11 protein-coding genes and 1 tRNA gene are annotated in these 16,170 nt (G+C 66.0%); 2 read left to right on the top strand and 10 right to left on the bottom strand.

The window, feature by feature from the left end:
- Nucleotides 1-300 (top strand): transposase (locus BLW84_RS29490; RefSeq protein WP_143061143.1); only part of this gene is annotated, 300 nt, incomplete at its 5' end.
- Between the two features lie 106 nt (nt 301-406).
- On the opposite strand, the gene BLW84_RS29485 is transcribed toward BLW84_RS29490, so the two are convergent.
- The 10 genes from BLW84_RS29485 to dnaG all read right to left on the bottom strand — a co-directional run bounded on the left by BLW84_RS29485 (nt 407) and on the right by dnaG (nt 15,185).
- Nucleotides 407-2,947 carry an RNaseH domain-containing protein gene (locus tag BLW84_RS29485; RefSeq protein ID WP_093271788.1) on the bottom strand — a complete coding sequence of 847 codons (2,541 nt, stop codon included), beginning with the start codon at nt 2,945-2,947 and terminating at the stop codon, nt 407-409.
- Entirely contained in the window at nt 2,944-6,204 is a 3,261-nt protein-coding gene (locus tag BLW84_RS29480) for a hypothetical protein (RefSeq protein ID WP_245761464.1), read from the bottom strand. The genes BLW84_RS29485 and BLW84_RS29480 overlap by 4 nt, the downstream gene beginning before the upstream one ends.
- Nucleotides 6,201-7,313 (bottom strand): pPIWI_RE_Y domain-containing protein, encoded by a 1,113-nt coding sequence (locus tag BLW84_RS29475; protein ID WP_177226759.1) that lies wholly within the window; start codon nt 7,311-7,313, stop codon nt 6,201-6,203. The genes BLW84_RS29480 and BLW84_RS29475 overlap by 4 nt, the downstream gene beginning before the upstream one ends.
- A 218-nt stretch (nt 7,314-7,531) precedes the next feature.
- Nucleotides 7,532-8,521 carry a hypothetical protein gene (locus tag BLW84_RS29470; RefSeq protein WP_093271782.1) on the bottom strand — a complete coding sequence of 330 codons (990 nt, stop codon included), beginning with the start codon at nt 8,519-8,521 and terminating at the stop codon, nt 7,532-7,534.
- A gap of 735 nt (nt 8,522-9,256) precedes the next feature.
- Nucleotides 9,257-10,420 (bottom strand): helix-turn-helix domain-containing protein, encoded by a 1,164-nt coding sequence (locus BLW84_RS29465; RefSeq protein ID WP_177226757.1) that lies wholly within the window; start codon nt 10,418-10,420, stop codon nt 9,257-9,259.
- On the bottom strand, nt 10,420-11,217 hold the full coding sequence (locus tag BLW84_RS29460) for a hypothetical protein (RefSeq protein WP_093271778.1): 798 nt from the start codon (nt 11,215-11,217) through the stop codon (nt 10,420-10,422). The genes BLW84_RS29465 and BLW84_RS29460 overlap by 1 nt, the downstream gene beginning before the upstream one ends.
- A 531-nt stretch (nt 11,218-11,748) precedes the next feature.
- Nucleotides 11,749-11,821 (bottom strand) — tRNA-Asn (locus tag BLW84_RS29455).
- Nucleotides 11,822-11,931: 110 nt separating this feature from the next.
- A complete protein-coding gene (locus BLW84_RS29450; RefSeq protein ID WP_093271819.1) occupies nt 11,932-12,690 on the bottom strand; it encodes a trans-aconitate 2-methyltransferase in 759 nt (252 codons plus the stop codon).
- A 66-nt stretch (nt 12,691-12,756) separates the two neighbouring features.
- Nucleotides 12,757-13,296, bottom strand: coding sequence for a hypothetical protein (locus tag BLW84_RS29445; RefSeq protein ID WP_093271774.1), 540 nt, complete (start codon nt 13,294-13,296; stop codon nt 12,757-12,759).
- Nucleotides 13,293-15,185 (bottom strand): DNA primase, encoded by a 1,893-nt coding sequence (gene dnaG, locus BLW84_RS29440; protein WP_093271772.1) that lies wholly within the window; start codon nt 15,183-15,185, stop codon nt 13,293-13,295. The genes BLW84_RS29445 and dnaG overlap by 4 nt, the downstream gene beginning before the upstream one ends.
- Before the next feature lie 68 nt (nt 15,186-15,253).
- On the opposite strand from dnaG, the gene BLW84_RS29435 reads away from it, so the two are divergent.
- A complete protein-coding gene (locus BLW84_RS29435; protein ID WP_093271817.1) occupies nt 15,254-16,147 on the top strand; it encodes a sigma-70 family RNA polymerase sigma factor in 894 nt (297 codons plus the stop codon).
- The last annotated feature ends 23 nt before the right edge of the window (nt 16,148-16,170 follow it).

The raw sequence follows: 16,170 nt of genomic DNA, 5'->3' as shown, positions 1-16,170 counted from the left end.
CTGGGTGGAGATCCGGCAACCTTGATCTGGGATGGACTGTCCGCCCACCGTTCGAAAGACATGAAAGCCTGGCTGGCCACCCAACGACACTGGCTGCGCGTCGAGCGGCTGCCCGCCTACGCACCCGAGCTCAACCCAGTCGAACAAGTCTGGGGCAACATCAAAACAACCGAGCTGGCCAACCTCTGCCCCGAGCACATCGACGAAGCACATACCGCCGCGGGCACCGGCCTGGACCGCATAGGCAACAGCTACCAACTGTGCTTCTCCTTTCTCGACCACACCGGACTCCGCCTATGAACCAAGATCACCCAAATACCAAAAGATCATTAGTAAGTGATGCGCCACTCCCTTCGCGATGGATGTCAGGCGTGATCTTCGGCAGTTGAAGGATCGGTAGCGGTCATTACTCCGGGGCGTCGTTGTCGTTGGGCTGCTCGTCTCGCTGCGGGTGATCGAGGTCAGGTCGCTCGGCGAGGTGAAGTGGTGTGGGCTGTTGAGTGCGGTCATCCCAAGATGCTGCCTGGTGGCATAGCCGTGCAGTGAGCGCCGCGAGTTGTTGGGCGTCCCATTGTCCGGCTCGGGCGACGGCGATTTCGATGGCGGTCAGACCGTGCCAGTCCTTGCCCATGTATTTGATCCGGTTTTCAGGGATGGTCCATCGGGTGTAGAGGGCCCCGGCGCGGGCGCCGATTTCCTGGGATCGGAAGACGCGGGACTTCTGTGCGAGCAGCCAGCTGCGGACGCCGCCTTCCTCGTGCTCGTACAGGGTGGATCCGGGCAGTGCTGGTTGGTGCTTGTCCTTGGGTTGTGCACCGTGGCTGCGGTGAGTCGGGCGTGGTACGCGGGCGCCCGTGGCGCACCGGATCACGGCGAGGTCCTGGTATCCAAGTCCAGATCCGGGAAGCGGGCCGTGCCCGAAGGAGTCGTTATTCAGTCCTGGCCAGATGCCGCGGCAACTTTCTGCGTCAACGAAGACCACCAGCGGGCGAGAGCGGCTGAAGGCGGCGAGAGCTTGGTCGACGTAGTCGCGAATGTCCTGGTAGTGCTTGCGTGCGCGGCCGACGGCAGTGGTGCCGACGTCGGTGGCGTGGTACGCGGCCGTGCCGACTCGGTAGGGCACCCAGGTTCCGTCAGCGTCGCTGTAAGTCTCGGTGTACCAGGATGTGTCGGCATTAGCCGTGGCGTGGATGGCCACGAGCCTGATAACCAGGCGCTTGGCGGGCTTGGCTTTGCCTCGCCGGCGCGGTGTGTGCTGGCGGATGTGGACGCCGATCAGGATGGTGTCCCGGTCGAGTGCCCCTTTCAGGTGTTGACCGACGGTGGCCAGAGCGAGTCGGTTGTCGATGACGCCGACATGGCGGAACAAGTCCCGGACCGCAGCGATGGCGGGCTCATCCCGTGGGGTGACGACGCGGGTGACGCCGTTACGGGTGCGGGTGCGTGGTTTGGGCGGCGTCCAGTTGCTGTTGATGAACTGAGCGACGACGCCGTGCTCACCCAACGTGCGGCGCAGTGGATGTTTCGCGTCGTTCTCTGGTGGGTTGTCGGGATCCCAGTCTGTTTCCGCGAGGACGGCGATGGCCGTATCGGGTTTGGGTTCCAGCCATGCGATCCCGTTCGCGGTGCGGTCTTGGGTGCCGTGGTCGAGCAGGTCTGGATTCTGGTGGAAGACCACGGTGAGTCGCTCGGTAAGTGGTACGGGGTTTTCGTCGCTGGCGCCAACAAGCAGGTGCTTGCCTGATGCGGCGTACGGTGCGAGGGCGTCGCTCATGCGGCGGCGGACCGCGGGTGTGGCGTACAGGCAGACGATTCGCAGCTCGTGGGCTTGTGAGGCAGCAATCGCGGCATCGAGCTTCTCGGGTGGGATCGGGCCCGCGATCTGTTCTTGCACTCGGATCGCAGTGGGCTGGTAGCGCAGGGGTGGCGTGCCGAGGATTTTCGTGGCGTGCTTACCCAGTTGGTAGAGGAAGCGTACGCCGGGGCCTTTGCCGATGAAGTGCTTGCGGGGCTTGCCAATTGGGCGCACCTGCCCAGGGAGCACGGGTAGCTCTGGGGGCAAGGTGATGGGGTCGAGGCCACACGACTCGATGACCTCAGCAGTGAATCCTCTGAATTCCGGGTTGAGGCGCCCTTTCTTGGGATACGGGGGCAGCACGGGAAGTTTGGTGATCGGCAGGTTCGGATCCCCGCGGTCGAGCCACGTATTGCGCACGAAGTTCCAGGAATATGGCTGCCGGGAGACGTGACCATCCAGCCGCAGGTACAAGTGCTTGGCACCCGGCACTGTGATGATCCTGGTCGAGATCTGGACCATAGCGTGCCCGGTGTTGTTCTTCGACGCGCGCGACAGCGGATGCTCCCAGGCCACAAGGTTAGCGTCGGTGTCGAGTCGAAATCTGATCGGCAGGTGGTCGTCAATGCATACCGGTGTCTCGGCGATGCGGGAGGCGAGGTTCCAGCGTGCCGCGTCGTAGATCCACCCTGGGGCGGCGACGGAGTCCGTGGCGTCATCGATGTCGATGAACTCGGTCAGTGGTCGGGCTTTCGGCTCGATGCTGGTGATCAAGGGAGCCAAGGCGTTCGCATCCTGGTCTCCTGTGGACTGGTGCTCGAAGGTTTCGACGGTGGTCTTGAGAATCCACGGATCGAACTCGCCGGTGGTTATCAGCAACGCGATGACGCCGCGGTCGGTGTCGCGTTTTGAGAGGTCCCAGCGGGGGAACAGGCGAACCGGCTGATTACTCGCGGCTGACAACGCGGTGGCTAGGGCGCTGTAGGAGGGCTGGACCTCGTCTCGCCCGATGCGTGCTCTAACCACCTGCTTGAGGTGTTCCCAGGCGACGAGGAACTCGTCGGTCAATGGGTAGACAACGAGATCGCCGATCTGGTCGAGGTCGATGCGGTAGCACAAGGTGTGCAGTCCCACGTCGGGGTTGGTGTTCATGTTTCGGACTTTCGTTCGTCGGCGAAGTCGAAGATGGCCTGCAGGGTGCGCCCGTACAGCGACTGCATCAGCTCCAGGTGCCCGTCGCGTTCCCACTCGGTACGGATCTTGCGGATCAAGCTGGGGAGATCGGAGTGGCCGTCGGGATCGTGGAAGGCGTAGTCGACGAGGTGGATCTCGCCGATGCCGCCGCCTCGCCGAGCACGGCCGGCGAGTTGGATCAGACCGACCAGAGTTTCTCGGGCGATGGCCAGCTGGGTTTCGTTTGGCAGTGACCGGAAGTACGGCAGGCTGGTGAACAGCTCGTCGTAGTGCTTGGCGGCGGTCGTGCGGAGGAGGTCGAGCACGGCGGCGGGGTCGTTGGTCGGAGTGGCTTCGGCGTGCGCACGGGCGTTGGTGTGCGCTAGCAGTTGCGGTGGTTCGTCGAGGATGGGGATTGGTCGGACGACCAGCCACACGGATCCGATCAGGGACCGGCCGTGACGGTCGACGATGTTGAGTCCTCGTTCTGCGCGAGCCAGGGGTGCGATAAGCACCGATCCCGCCTCGGTGCCCACCGTGCGGCCGAACTCCTCGATCTGGTTGGCGGGCAGTTCGGTCCACCGTGCGGTCGTGCGTGCTCCGCTGCCGTCGGCGTCGTCAGGGCGGATGGCGAGCACGATCTGTTCCCGTGGGACACCGGCAGCGGAGAGGCCCTCGGCCAGGTCCCGCGCGCCTTGGTAGGAGGTGGTGGCCAGCAGCAGTCGGGCCCGATGTGCAGAGTCAGGATCGGCGGCAAGGTCACGTAGCGCTGGGTGCAGCCGCTTGGTCCACAACAGCCGGCCGAGCTGACTCAGCACTGCGCTGCGCTCGGTGCCGTAGGTGCCCGAGATTCGGAGGAACGCGCGCTCTTCGTCCGAGATCGGGGACGCGTGCACGGTGATGCCGCCTGTGTGGTCATCCGGTACCCACCAGGTGGGCGGCACGTAGACGTGGTGATGCGGGGCTCCGGGAAAGTAGGCGGTCGCGGACAGGCCGAGCACGATGCGCGGACATCCGGTGTGGGCTAGCGCGGTCAATTCGCCCAGGGCGGCCACGTAGGTATGGGGGTCGCCGCCGAAGGCGCTGACCGTCAGCGTGGTGTCGAGGGGGCGGGAGTCGTCGTAGGTTTCGGTGAAGGCGAACAGAACGCGGCCCATCGAGCCGTACGGGGTCGCTCGCCACACGGCATATTGGCCGAGGGCATCAGCAACCTCGTTGGCCGCGCGAACACCTGAAGCGTGCAGCTGGGGAGCGGTGTAGACGAAACTGAACAACAGCAGCCGCAGCCGCTCCAGAAACGCCCGCCGAATGAGTCGATCAGTGGCGGTGGCGCGCACCTCGTCGTCGGTGAGTCGACTGTCGCCGTACGGATTGTCGGCGAGGGCCTTGAAGATGAGCAGCCAAGCGTCGTCGAAGACGTCATCGCCGGAGTCAGGACTGGTGATCTGCCGCAGCGCAAACGACACAGGCACCAACCACTCGGGCACGACCAAACCGGTGTTCTCGCCGGGAAACAGCGCGTGCAACGCCGCAAAGTGGTCGGAGTGTGGAGGCTCGTCAGCGGGCAGATTGAACAGTGTCGCCGCCAGCCAAGAATCCCATCGGCGCGGCAGCAACCAGCGCCCGAACAACGGATGCCCGGCCGTGCGGTCCGTACGCGGACGACGGAAGTGTCCCGACGCCAAGTGCTGGGTATAGCTTTCTGCAAGGTAGCGGGCCAAGCTGACGGCAGCACGGGTGCGTCCTTCGACCTTGGCATCCACGCGACCGAGCACGTCGTGAAGTTCCCGATCCAACCGAACAAGAGGCGCCGGCACCTCTCCCCGTCGCTTGGCCAGCTCCAATCCCTTGGCGCTGTTTCCAATCAGGCTGGCTTGGAAGGCATCGATCTCATCGATGAGGATCAGGTGGCTTCGATGGATCAGCAGTTCCTCGACGGTGAGGTTCTCCTCTACCCGGCCGCTGATCTGCACCGGCACGTGCAGTCGGCCCGAAACGAAGTTGCTGTGCGAGGTCACGATCACGCTGGCGCGACATGCTCGCCGGGCCAGACGGAACTTCCCGCAGGTCGGCTTCCACGGACACATGGAGTGCCCGCTGCTGACCGTCCCGTCGTCCTTGACCTTGCGCAGCGTCGTGCATGATTCTCGCCCCGGCTGCCATGCATCGACCACGTGGTCGGTGTGTGCTGCTGCCGGCTGTGCGCAGGCGTACGACAGTCGCTGGTAAGCCCACTCCCCGATCGTGTTGGTGTTGTCGGCCCGGCTAGCTGTGGTCTCTGCGACGTTCTGGAGCGCACTTGGCGACATCAGGGGAACCACGTCACCGTCGATGCCCAGCGCCGCCAGGCTTGCCTCAATCGCGTGCGCTTCCTGAACCACCACGGCGTTCTTGGGTACCAGAAACGAGGTCACCATGCCGCGTTCAGTGCACCAACAGGCCACCAGTTCAGCCAGGACGTTTTTGCCGACCCCGGTCGGGGCGTTCAACACCCGAGTCGGACCAGCCCGCAGCACCCACTTCCCGTTGATCCGGTTGTCTGGAGTCGACTGTAGGTGGGTGAAGATTCGCTTGACAGAATCCGTCCGGTGTTGCTCGCCGAAGGTCGCGTCCAACCGGGAGGCGATCGCGGCCAGGTCCTCCACCGGGATCTCGATCTCCTCGGCCTGTGCGGCATCGCCCAGCGCGATCGGCGTCTCAGGTTGCACAGGCGGATCGCGGTGCATCAAGTAAGTTACTTCGCTGATCGGGGCGCCTACAGCGCTACCACGGATCAAGGTGACGTACTCGCCGTAGTTGGCGATGGTCATCGGATGGCGTTTCTTCAGTTCCCGTTCTAGCCACAGCAGCCGCACACATTCGTCGACTACCGGCAACGGTGAGCCACCAATCTCGACCACGACCAACTTCTCGTCCAGGACCCGGAAATCCGGAATCAAGGAGGGGATCAGCTCAGGGAGAAGGTCGGCGAATACCGTGCGGTTGGCGATCCCCACCGGGCGCCACCGCAACAGCTGCGCGATCCGCGCCTTCTCTGACAAGGGCAGGCTTGTCCAGTGGGCCCACTTGCCCACCTGCCCCGAGAGGAAGAACAGCGCGTCCGCGATCCGCACGCACCGTGTGCCCTCGTCCGTGGCGCGAGGGAAGTAATGCGCAGCCAGCGCCAGCGCACCCCGCATGGCCAGAGCCACTTCCTGGTAGTTGGGGCCGCTGGGCTGTCGTCGCCGTCGATTCACGCGCTCCCACCCCGCGCAACGTGGTCACTGACCTCGTTGAGGAACTGTCGGATGGTCCACACCGACTTCCCCGACAATGCCCGTTTCAGCTGGTGAAGTTGCCCCTTGCGATAGGTAGGCACCACGACGTGGTCCGCCGAGGGCGGATCGTCAATCACGCGCTGCGGATCAGCGTGATCCTTCACATCGACACTCCAGGTGCGCCCATCGGGAGCTGTGACGAGCAGATCGAAGGTGTCCTTGATCGGATACAGCGCTACGCCGACCTCCGGTATGTGCGAATGCAACAGCCTCTCCAGATCCAGCTCCGGCACCCCGGGCACGACGACAAATCGCCACACCGCCGGGTCGACGCAGACCGCAGAGACCACCGGGTGCGATTCCAGGAGACGCAGCCGGGTCGCCGACACCTTCACCAAACTCGGCGCGGTCAACGAACCAACCCCGGTATCGCCGACGAGAAACCGCGCTGTGTGCGGGCGGTAGGTGCACTCCACACGCCGCCCCCGCACCTGCATGGGCCACTTGCACACCGGACACGACCACCAGCACTGCCCATCCGCACCAGGCGCGAATCGGAAGACCCGATCCGGCGGGATCTCGATGTAGCGCGCGACCTGACGGGCGCCTGAGCGCCCACGGGCCTCGGCCAGCTCGCGCGTATCCCCAGCTGGGTGCTCGATGAGAAATCGACGTGATGCTGTGTAAACGGCAGCATCACCGGCTTGGATCAGGGTCTGAAACAGCTCCTGCTCGATCTGCTCGGCACGCTGCCAGGCCCACCGTGGAAGCCACGCGGTCGCTGGATCTTCACTATCGAACAGCGCCTGCGTGTAGTCACACACGATCTCCATCGCGTCATCACTGAGCGCGTCCTCTGGATCCAGCAACACGACGGCGTCCAGTGCAGAGGCCTTTCGCGTCCCTGGCAGAAGCTCGCCCAACGGCCGGCGCAGCAACGCCACCAGCTCCGCAGGCGTCGACGGCCCACAACCAGGAGGATAAGCCTGCATGATCACTCCGGTCATGCGCGCGACCTCCCGCCACGCACGCGGCTCACTCTTCCTGCGTGACCACGCGACCGCCGCGCGCAATGCCGCGGTCGCCACCACGGAGCGCCGTTCATGCAAGCCCTGCACATCTGTTTTCTCGGCACGGCACCGAGACTTCTGAACTCCCAGCACGCCAGAAATGCGATCGACGTCTCATCGAACTTGGAAGAGACACGGGATCGAGATTTGGCCGGACCTGAGCCGCGTTGGACTCTCGCCGAGGGGAGCGGACCGCTCCAGCCGAGGTGAGGTCTCAGCTGTTTCTCAAAGAGCCGTTAGAACTCCCCCACCGCCAAGGCGCTTGACCAGTCGGTCTCCACTCGAGCGCCATCCGGAAGCACCTGAAGTTCCCGACTGTGCACGTCGTCCAGGATGGCGTGCACGCTGTCGTGGAGTCCGGCGAGTTCCCCATCGAGAGCACCCCGCAGCCGCGCTACCAATGCCCGAGGCAACGCTAGACGCAGGCCGAAGTTGGCGAAGTCTGTGGCGACAAACGTCTCGTTGAAGTCGTTCACCGACAGGTCAGCGTCCACCGCGCCCCCGAAATCCAGCGCGCGTAGGACCGGCAGGTAGTAGGCGAGAGCGAACCGATCCCGCGTGACCGCGTCGAGCGAAATGGGTTCGATTTCTTCCTCCTCCGGGTCAACAGCGTCGATCCGCATGCCTTCGCCGCGGACTGGGAAGGAAGCGACACAGCCCAACGCGACCCACGGCTTCTCGCCGTCGATCGAGACCACGGAGCGCTTCTGCGCCTCCAGTCGACGCCGGAGTTTGAGATCCATGGCGCCGGCACGGCCTTTCGCCTCAGCCACCACCCACCCGGCCGGCGCCAAACCGAACAAGTCCGAACGCTTGCGAGTGTTCCCGAAACCGACACGATATTCGCTCGCGTACCGATCGATGTGCATCAGGTGCGTCACCGATAGCAGCTTTTGGCAGAAGATCCCGGTGATCGCTTGTCCCAGCGTGTAGGAAAGGGCCGCCGACTCCGAACGATCCAGGCTAAGCGCGAGATCGGACCGAACGAGTTCCGCACGGTAGGTGCGTCGGAGGTAAGCCGGGATCAGCGAGGCCCGATGCAGCCATTCCCACACCGATGCGGCACCGTGCGACAGTCGATCCCCCGGAGCTCGGCCAGTGACGATCAGCGCGTGCGCGAGGTCGTCAACCGAGAACGTCAACACGCCGCTGCGCGGCACCGTGCCCGGTGGGAACGCAAGGGCGGAGTACGGGACTCCGAAGTCCGGCGGCGGAACCCGCAACACAGATAACCCTCCACCACTATGGCCTTTGAGCCCGCGCCCTCACGAACCCGAGCTTCAGCTGCAACCTCGCGATGATCTCCCTTGAGATCGTATTCAGTCTGCCTGGCGCAAGTTGCGTGTCTGCTGAGGATTAAAGCTCCGGCCAGCCCCGCAGGACCCGACCGCCCAGCATCACTTCGATCGTTGGCACGAAGCTGTACGCGGCCGAGGCGACCACAAACTTCGCCGATCCCGAGCAGCACCGTCCGCTTGCGACCCACGATGTCGCCGGTTCAGCCGACCGTCGCGAACGTCAGCGTGTAGACACGGCGAGATCCATTGCAGCTGGGCCGGGCTTGCGCTCAGGCAGTCCTCGATGGCGGGAAGCGCGACGACGATGGTGCTTTCCATCAGATCCATCGCCATGGCGATCAACACGAAGATCGATTCGGTTCAACGGTACTTGCCGGGTTCGGACACGTCTTGGTGCGTGCCTGATGCACCGGGCGCATCCGTTGTCGACTGCATCTCTGGCCCTCAGCCCCGTCAGACGATGGCCAGGAGCAGTCCTGGCTTCACAAATGGCCCGGCGGGGTGTAGTTGCGGAACTGCATGGGCACCGCCGTACCGAGTGCCTCGATCGCCGGTTGCGGATCATCGCATAGGAGCAGGTCACGCACGCGTTCGTCTCCAGTGGATACCGTGCGTAGGTGACCAGCCAGTGGGCAGCAGCTCGGGCGACGCTGGGGGTGGTGGTCATTTCAGGAGTGTGAGTACGGGGCGTCCTTGGTCGATGCCGAGCATGTTGCGTACGTGTGGCACGGTCCAGGCCAATTCGCGGGCCAGCGCGGTGATGTTCAGGCCCGAAAGCGAGAAGGCTTGGGAAAGAAGGGCGGGTTGCTCGCCGGGATAGCCCGAGAGCGGATCCGGGGCGAAGCCGGGTTCGGAACGCAGTGCGGCGAGCCGTTGATAGGCGCGGCTGGCCGAAGAGTCGGAGACCAGGCCGAGTTCGCGGCAGCGGTACAGCAGCGAGTCCACCGATACGCCCCAGATCTGGCGCAGCTCGGACAGGGCACGTAGGTCTACCCGACGTGGGAGTGTAGGCAGGATGCTGTCGCGAGGAGTGAGAAACTCAGCAGCGAAGGCGTCGGCTTCGCGTTCCTGAGTTAGATCCCCCGGGGCACTGTCCCCGTGCAGGACCAGATGGCCGAGTTCGTGGGCGGCGCTGAAGCGGTGGCGGTAGACATCGTCGGCGCGATTGGGAGTCAGCACCACTATCGGTCGTGGCAGGCGGCTGGTCGAAAAGGCGTCGACCGTTTCCAGATCTGGATCGGGTTGCGGGGTGAGCACGACGATCCCACGGGCTTCTATACGCCGCACGAGATGGCTCACCGGGCCAGTACCCAGGTCCCAGTACTCGCGCAACGCACGTGCTGCCGCAGCCGGCTCGGCAGGCAATACCTCGCCCGGGCTGACCTCACCGCCAGAAAAGCCGGGCAGGTCAACCAGAGGTAGCTGGACACGTTTTTCCAGGGCGTAGGTCAGCTCCCACGCCTGCTCGGTGTAGGCGACCGCCTTCGCGCGCTGGTAGGAGCGGGTCGTGCGCAGGCTACGGAAATGCGCGGAGGAGGAGTCCAGGCGTCCGTTCGGGCGCCCTGCCACGAAGAACGACATTGGTACATCCAGGGCCTCGGCGAGCCGGGGCACCATGTCCGGCCGTGGACGATTCGTGCCCATCTCGTACTGGCTCATCGCTGCCGGCGTGACCCCGATCAACTCGGCGAGGCGTTTTTTGGTCATCCCGGCAAGGTTGCGGGCCTGGGTCAGGCGGGCCGGGTCGAAAGCCTCCTGCACCGCCGCGGGTGAGATCGCGGCGGTGCCAGAAGGGGTGAACAGACGGGGGTGGAGCGTGTCAGTCATCACTCATCTTCGATGTTTGCGTGGTCTGCCGGCGGTTCTGCCTCAGCCTGAGGGTTGTAGTTGACCCCCTGGCGAGGGTTGACCGCAAGCGGCGGCTCGGCACCATCGCTGAAACCCGCCACCTTGGGCTGTTCCACCACGTTAAGCCTGCGCACATCGGTCGCGTCCGAGACCGAATGCTGCGCGAGCTCTTGAGAAAGCACACGCGGGGTCCACTCGATCAGGCCGTCGTTGTCCATCGACTCCACCTCGCCCCACCACAGGCCCAACGGCTGCTGGGTCTCGGCGTTGACCACGACGGCGATGCAAATGACCGGGCCCTCCTCTACCAGGTCGGCCTCCTCGCCTGCGGCAGCGACGCCGCCAAGGGCAAGTGCGTCGCTGAGCCCGTCGAACAAGGTCGCCGGCGGACGCACTCCGCGCATCTGTGCTACCTGAAGTGGGATGCCGTCGGGAATGTGCACCTGCGAGAGGGGCTTGCTGAGCGAGCTGGCGTGCCGGATCGGCAGCAGCAGGCACCCATTCAGCCGCACCAACCGGAAGGACGCACCGGGCGGATGAAATGTCTCGTAACCGTCCAACCCTTTCATCTCGTCCTCGAGGAAGGTGTACCGGGATTCCCACATGCTGCCGTACGGCCGCCGATTGGTCGCCCCCTCGCCACTCGCGAATGCCTGCACCTCGAAGGACGCCTTCTGAGCCTTCACCATGGCGGCCACGACCCGCCGAGACACCTCCTCGGCCTGATCTCCGAAATGCCTAGCAGCCCAATCCGGCACACCCTGACTCTTGCCCATGCACCCTCCACGCATGCATCGCTTACATGAACAAGATCAAGGTAGCACGATCACTTAATTTTTTATCACCAGGTGCCCGATCGGACGCGCGGTGTGCCTCAGGAAGACATCGTGGCCACCTTTGAAGGGAGTTCCGTTCCCGAACAGAGCGCCGCATCATGGCCAATCGGCCACCCGCAGCAGATCACCTCCGACAAGCAGAAGATCGCCCGTATCGGGCTCGCTCCCACTCATCCACATACCCCTGGAGACGGATCAGCCCCCAATCGTCCGCACAACGAAAACGACTGAGATCGAATGCCAACCCCAGGACGTCCCAACGAACACCGACAGACGCCCACACTTGACCGCTCCACAGCAGCAGCCGAATGCAACGATGACCTGCGCAGATGTGCACAACGCTCAACGAACCGCCACCGCCCCGCCTACGGCCATAGCGACGCGGTGCCGCGATTCTGCACCTTTTCTGCACCCTCGGGGGACAAATCGGGCATAAAAAGAAGAAGCCCAGGTCTTTGACCTGGGCTTTTGCTCCTCCGACTGGACTCGAACCAGTAACCCTTCGGTTAACAGCCGAATGCTCTGCCAATTGAGCTACGGAGGAATGTTTCGTTGTTGTCAGCCCTTGTCGCGCTGACATGACTACTTTAGCCCATGCTTCCAGGGCGCTTCACCGGACCCCCCTCTTATTGATCCTTCCAGCGAAACCGCAGGTCAGCGGCGGTGCGCCACGACGAAGATGCGACGGAACGGGAACCAGGTCGTGCCGTCGGCCCGCCTCGGGTACGCCGCCGCCAGGCGCGGCGCCAGCTCCGCTCGGAATTCCGTCCACTCCGCGTCGTCCAATGCCGTCCGGACCGGCCGCAGGGCCGTGCCCGTGACCCACTCCAGCACCGGGTCCGCTCCGGTCAACGCGTGGACGTACGTCGTCTCCCAGGCGTCGACCTCCACGTCGAGATCGGTGAGCACGTCCGCATAGCCGGTCGGCGGCAGCACCGCGTCCGGGCGCAGCACGCCGCCCACTCGGTCGCGCCAGCGCGGCTCCGCGACCAGCTCGCGGATCGTCACGTGCGACGGCGATTCGAAGTTGCCCGGCACCTGGAAGGCGAACCAGGCTCCGGCCGGCAGCTGGGGCAGCCAGCGCTGCAGCAACTCCACGTGCTCCGGCACCCATTGCAGGACCGCGTTGCAGAGCACGACATCCGTGTCCGGCAACGGTTTCCAGTCCCGCACGTCCTCCTGCCTCGCGGCCACGCCGCGGCCTTGGGCCGCCGCGACCATCTCCGGCGATGCGTCCGTTGCCTCGACCGCCGCTTCCGGCCACCGGTCGGTCAGCAGCGAGGTCAGGTTTCCCGCGCCGCAACCGAGATCCACCACCCGGCGCGCCCGGGACGCGCCGACCCTGGCCATCAGGTCGTGGGCCGGACGATTGCGGTGGTCACTGAACGACAGGTACTTCTGCGGATCCCACACGTCCACACCTCCGTAAACAGTACGTCCGTACTGTATATCCGGGGTGTGGCCGGTGTCGAGCGAAAATCAGTCCCGCTCGGGGCCTTTCGCCTGCTGGAGCCGCTCCGCGACGGTCGCGGCGAACTCGGTCACCGCCGCCTCGTCTGCGCCCCGATCGGGCCGGACCTGCAACACGATCCCGTCCCGGCCGGGCACCTTGCGCTGCACGAACCACGCTCCCCCGCCGGGCAGGTCCCGGTGGTGGCGGGAGCGGATGGACTGGTTGACGCGTTCGTGCACGACGTCGGGCAACCGGCTCGATCCGGTCAGTTCGAGGCGGCGACCCGGCAGGTCGCGCAGCAGCACCGCGTCGCCTGCGGCACCGGCTTCCTCCGCCTCGATCACGGTGAGCACGCCGTTGTTCCAGGTCGCCTTGCTGAGCAGGTGCCAACCGAGGCGGCGGCCGTCCGGCAGCCACAGCCCCAGGTGCGTGGCGACCAGCGCGCCCTCGGCCGTCTTCGCCACCGCGAGGACCTGCTCCTCGGCGTCGAGCGAGCCGGGGAAGTCCGCCGGCACGTCGGCGGTGCCGCTCAACCGCGCGACCAGCTGCCGCAGCCAGTCGATCACAGCGTCCCCATGGCCTGGTCCAGCAGCGCCTTGCGGTAGCCCTCCAGCGCGACCATGTCACCGAACAGCGCGTTGTACTCCTCGGCGTCCTCCAGCGGCGACATCCGCTGCACCTTCGACTTGATGTCCGCGATCTGCCTGCTGACCAGCCGTTCCTGCAACCGGGCGATCAAGGCCGCGACGTAGCGCGGATCCTCCTCCGACTGGTTCTCCAGCTTCTCCACCGAGAGCTGGGTGAGCAGGCTGCGCGTGGCCTCGTTCTCGCACTGCTGCGACACAGCGTCCACGAACGCCGGGCCGGAGAGCCCGGACACCGTGCCACCCGCGGCGAGCAACGCCCGGTGCAGCTCGGCGTAGGCCGACTCGGTGAACGCTTCCTCCGGCAGAGCGTCGTACAGCGGGCCCGCCAGCGCGGGTACTTGAAGCGCCGCCTTCAGCGCCTCCCGCTGCAGGAACCGCGGGTCGTGCCGGGGCGGGCGCTTCGGGAGGTCGACGTCCATGCCCAGCGACTGCTGCGCCTCGTCCTGCCGAGGACGGCGCCGCGTCTGCCGCACCGGGGCACCGGAGCTCTGCCGCACCCGGCGCACCACCTGGTTCTCGTCGTTCCAGCCGGCCCACCAGGCCAGCTTCGCGGCGTAACCGTCGCGGCGGGCCGGGTCCTTGATCTGCGCGACCAGCGGGACCGTGCGCTTCAGCGCCGCGACCCGGCCGTCGACGGAGTCCAGGTCGTACTCGGTGAGCAGACTGCGGATGGCGAACTCGAACAGCGGCCGCCGGCGGGCGACCAGGTCGCGCACCGCCGCGTCGCCCTTGGCCTCCCGCAGCTCGCACGGGTCCATGCCGTCCGGGGTGATCGCCACGTAGGTCTGGCTGGCGAACTGCTGCTCGCCGTCGAAGGCCTTCAACGCGGCCTTCTGCCCGGCATCGTCGCCGTCGAAGGTGAAGATGACCTCGCCGCGGAACGCGTCGTCGTCCATCATCAGCCGGCGCAGCACCGAGATGTGGTCGTCGCCGAACGCCGTGCCGCAGGACGCCACCGCCGTCGGTACACCGGCCAGGTGCATCGCCATCACGTCGGTGTAGCCCTCGACCACCACCGCCTGGCGGCGCTTGGCGATCTCCCGCTTGGCCAGGTCGATACCGAAGAGCACCTGCGACTTGTTGAAGATCGGGGTCGCCGAGGTGTTGACGTACTTGGCCTCGATCGGATCGTCGTCGAAGATCCGCCGCGCGCCGAAGCCGACCACGTCGCCGCTGAGGTCCTTCAGCGGCCACAGCAGGCGCCGGTGGAACCGGTCGATCGGGCCGCGGCGGCCCTCCTTGGACAGGCCGCCCTTGATCAGCTCGTCGAGCTCGAAGCCCTTCATCAGCAGGATCTTGGTGAGCTTGTCCCAGCCCGCCGGGGCGAAACCGCAACCGAAGCGCGCGGCCGCCGCCTCGTCGAAACCGCGCTGCGCCAGGTACTCCCGCGCCTTCAGCGCCTCCGGCGAGCGGAGCTGCTCCGCGTAGAACTCGGCGGCGATGCGGTGCGCCTCGACCATCCGGGCGCGCGTGCCGCGATCCCGCTTCGGGCCCGGCGTGCCGCCCTCGTACTGCAGCTGCAGGCCCACCCGGTCGGCCAGCCGCTCGACGGACTCGACGAAGCCGAGGTGCTCGATCTTCATCACGAAGGCGATGACGTCGCCGCCCTCGCCGCAGCCGAAGCAGTGGAACGTGCCGTGGCTGGGCCGGACGTTGAACGACGGGGTCTTCTCGTCGTGGAACGGGCACAGGCCCTTCTGCGCGCCGCCGCCGGCGTTGCGGAGGGCGACGTATTCCCCGACCACATCGTCGATCCGGTTGCGATCGCGCACTTCGGCGATGTCGCTTTCCCGGATCCTGCCTGCCACGCACCCAGTCTAGGGGCATTGTGATCGTCACGTTCGAGGTGGCTTGCCGGTGCGGCAGAATCTCGGCTGTGCCCGCAACGAACACCGCCGTGGCCGCGGAATTCGACCAGCACCGGAGCCGGCTGATCGGCATCGGCTACCGGCTCACGGGCCGGATCGCCGACGCCGAGGACGCGGTCCAGGACGCGTGGCTGCGGCTGGCGTCGACCGACCGCGAGACGATCCGCGACCTGACCGGCTGGCTGACCACCGTGGTCAGCAGGCTGTGCCTGGACCGGATGCGCTCGGCCGCCGTCCGGCGCGAGCAGTACGTCGGGCCGTGGCTGCCGGAACCGCTGGTGACCTCGCTCGACGAGGATCCGGGCGACATCGTGGCGGCCCAGGACGACCTGCGGATGGCGGCGATGCGGGTGCTGCACGAGCTGCCGCCGGACCAGCGGCTGGCGTTCGTGCTGCACGACGGCTTCGACGTACCTTTCGCCGAGATCGCCGAGGTTCTCGGGTGCAGCGCGGCGGCCGCGCGGCAGCACGCGTCGCGGGCGCGGCGGGCGATGGCCGACGCCGATCCGCCGGAGCGGGTGCCGATGCCCGAGCAGCAGCAGATGCTGGAGGATTTCCTCGCCGCGGTGGCGTCGAAGGACCTCCAGGCGATCACCCGGGTGCTGCACCCGACGGCGACGGTTTACGGCGACAGCGGCGGCAAGGCCCGCACCGCCCGGCGCCCGGTGGTGGGTGTCGAGAAGGTCGCGCGGTTCATCGTGGGGCTCATGGAGAAGTACGGCGACGGCCTGGTCGAGAACATCCGGCCGGTGCTGGTGAACGGCGACCTCGGCGTGGTGTTCACGGGCAACGACGACGAGACCGCCGCCCCGCGGGTGTTCACCCTGGCGGTGCGGGACGGCCGCACGGCGGCGATCTTCGACATCGTCAACCCGGACAAGCTCACCCGCGTCCCCTGGTGACCGGCTGCCCCGGCCACCAGCGG

This window comes from Saccharopolyspora shandongensis (assembly GCF_900106995.1).
GTDB lineage: Bacteria > Actinomycetota > Actinomycetes > Mycobacteriales > Pseudonocardiaceae > Saccharopolyspora > Saccharopolyspora shandongensis.
This window is presented reverse-complemented; position numbering and strand designations above follow the sequence as displayed.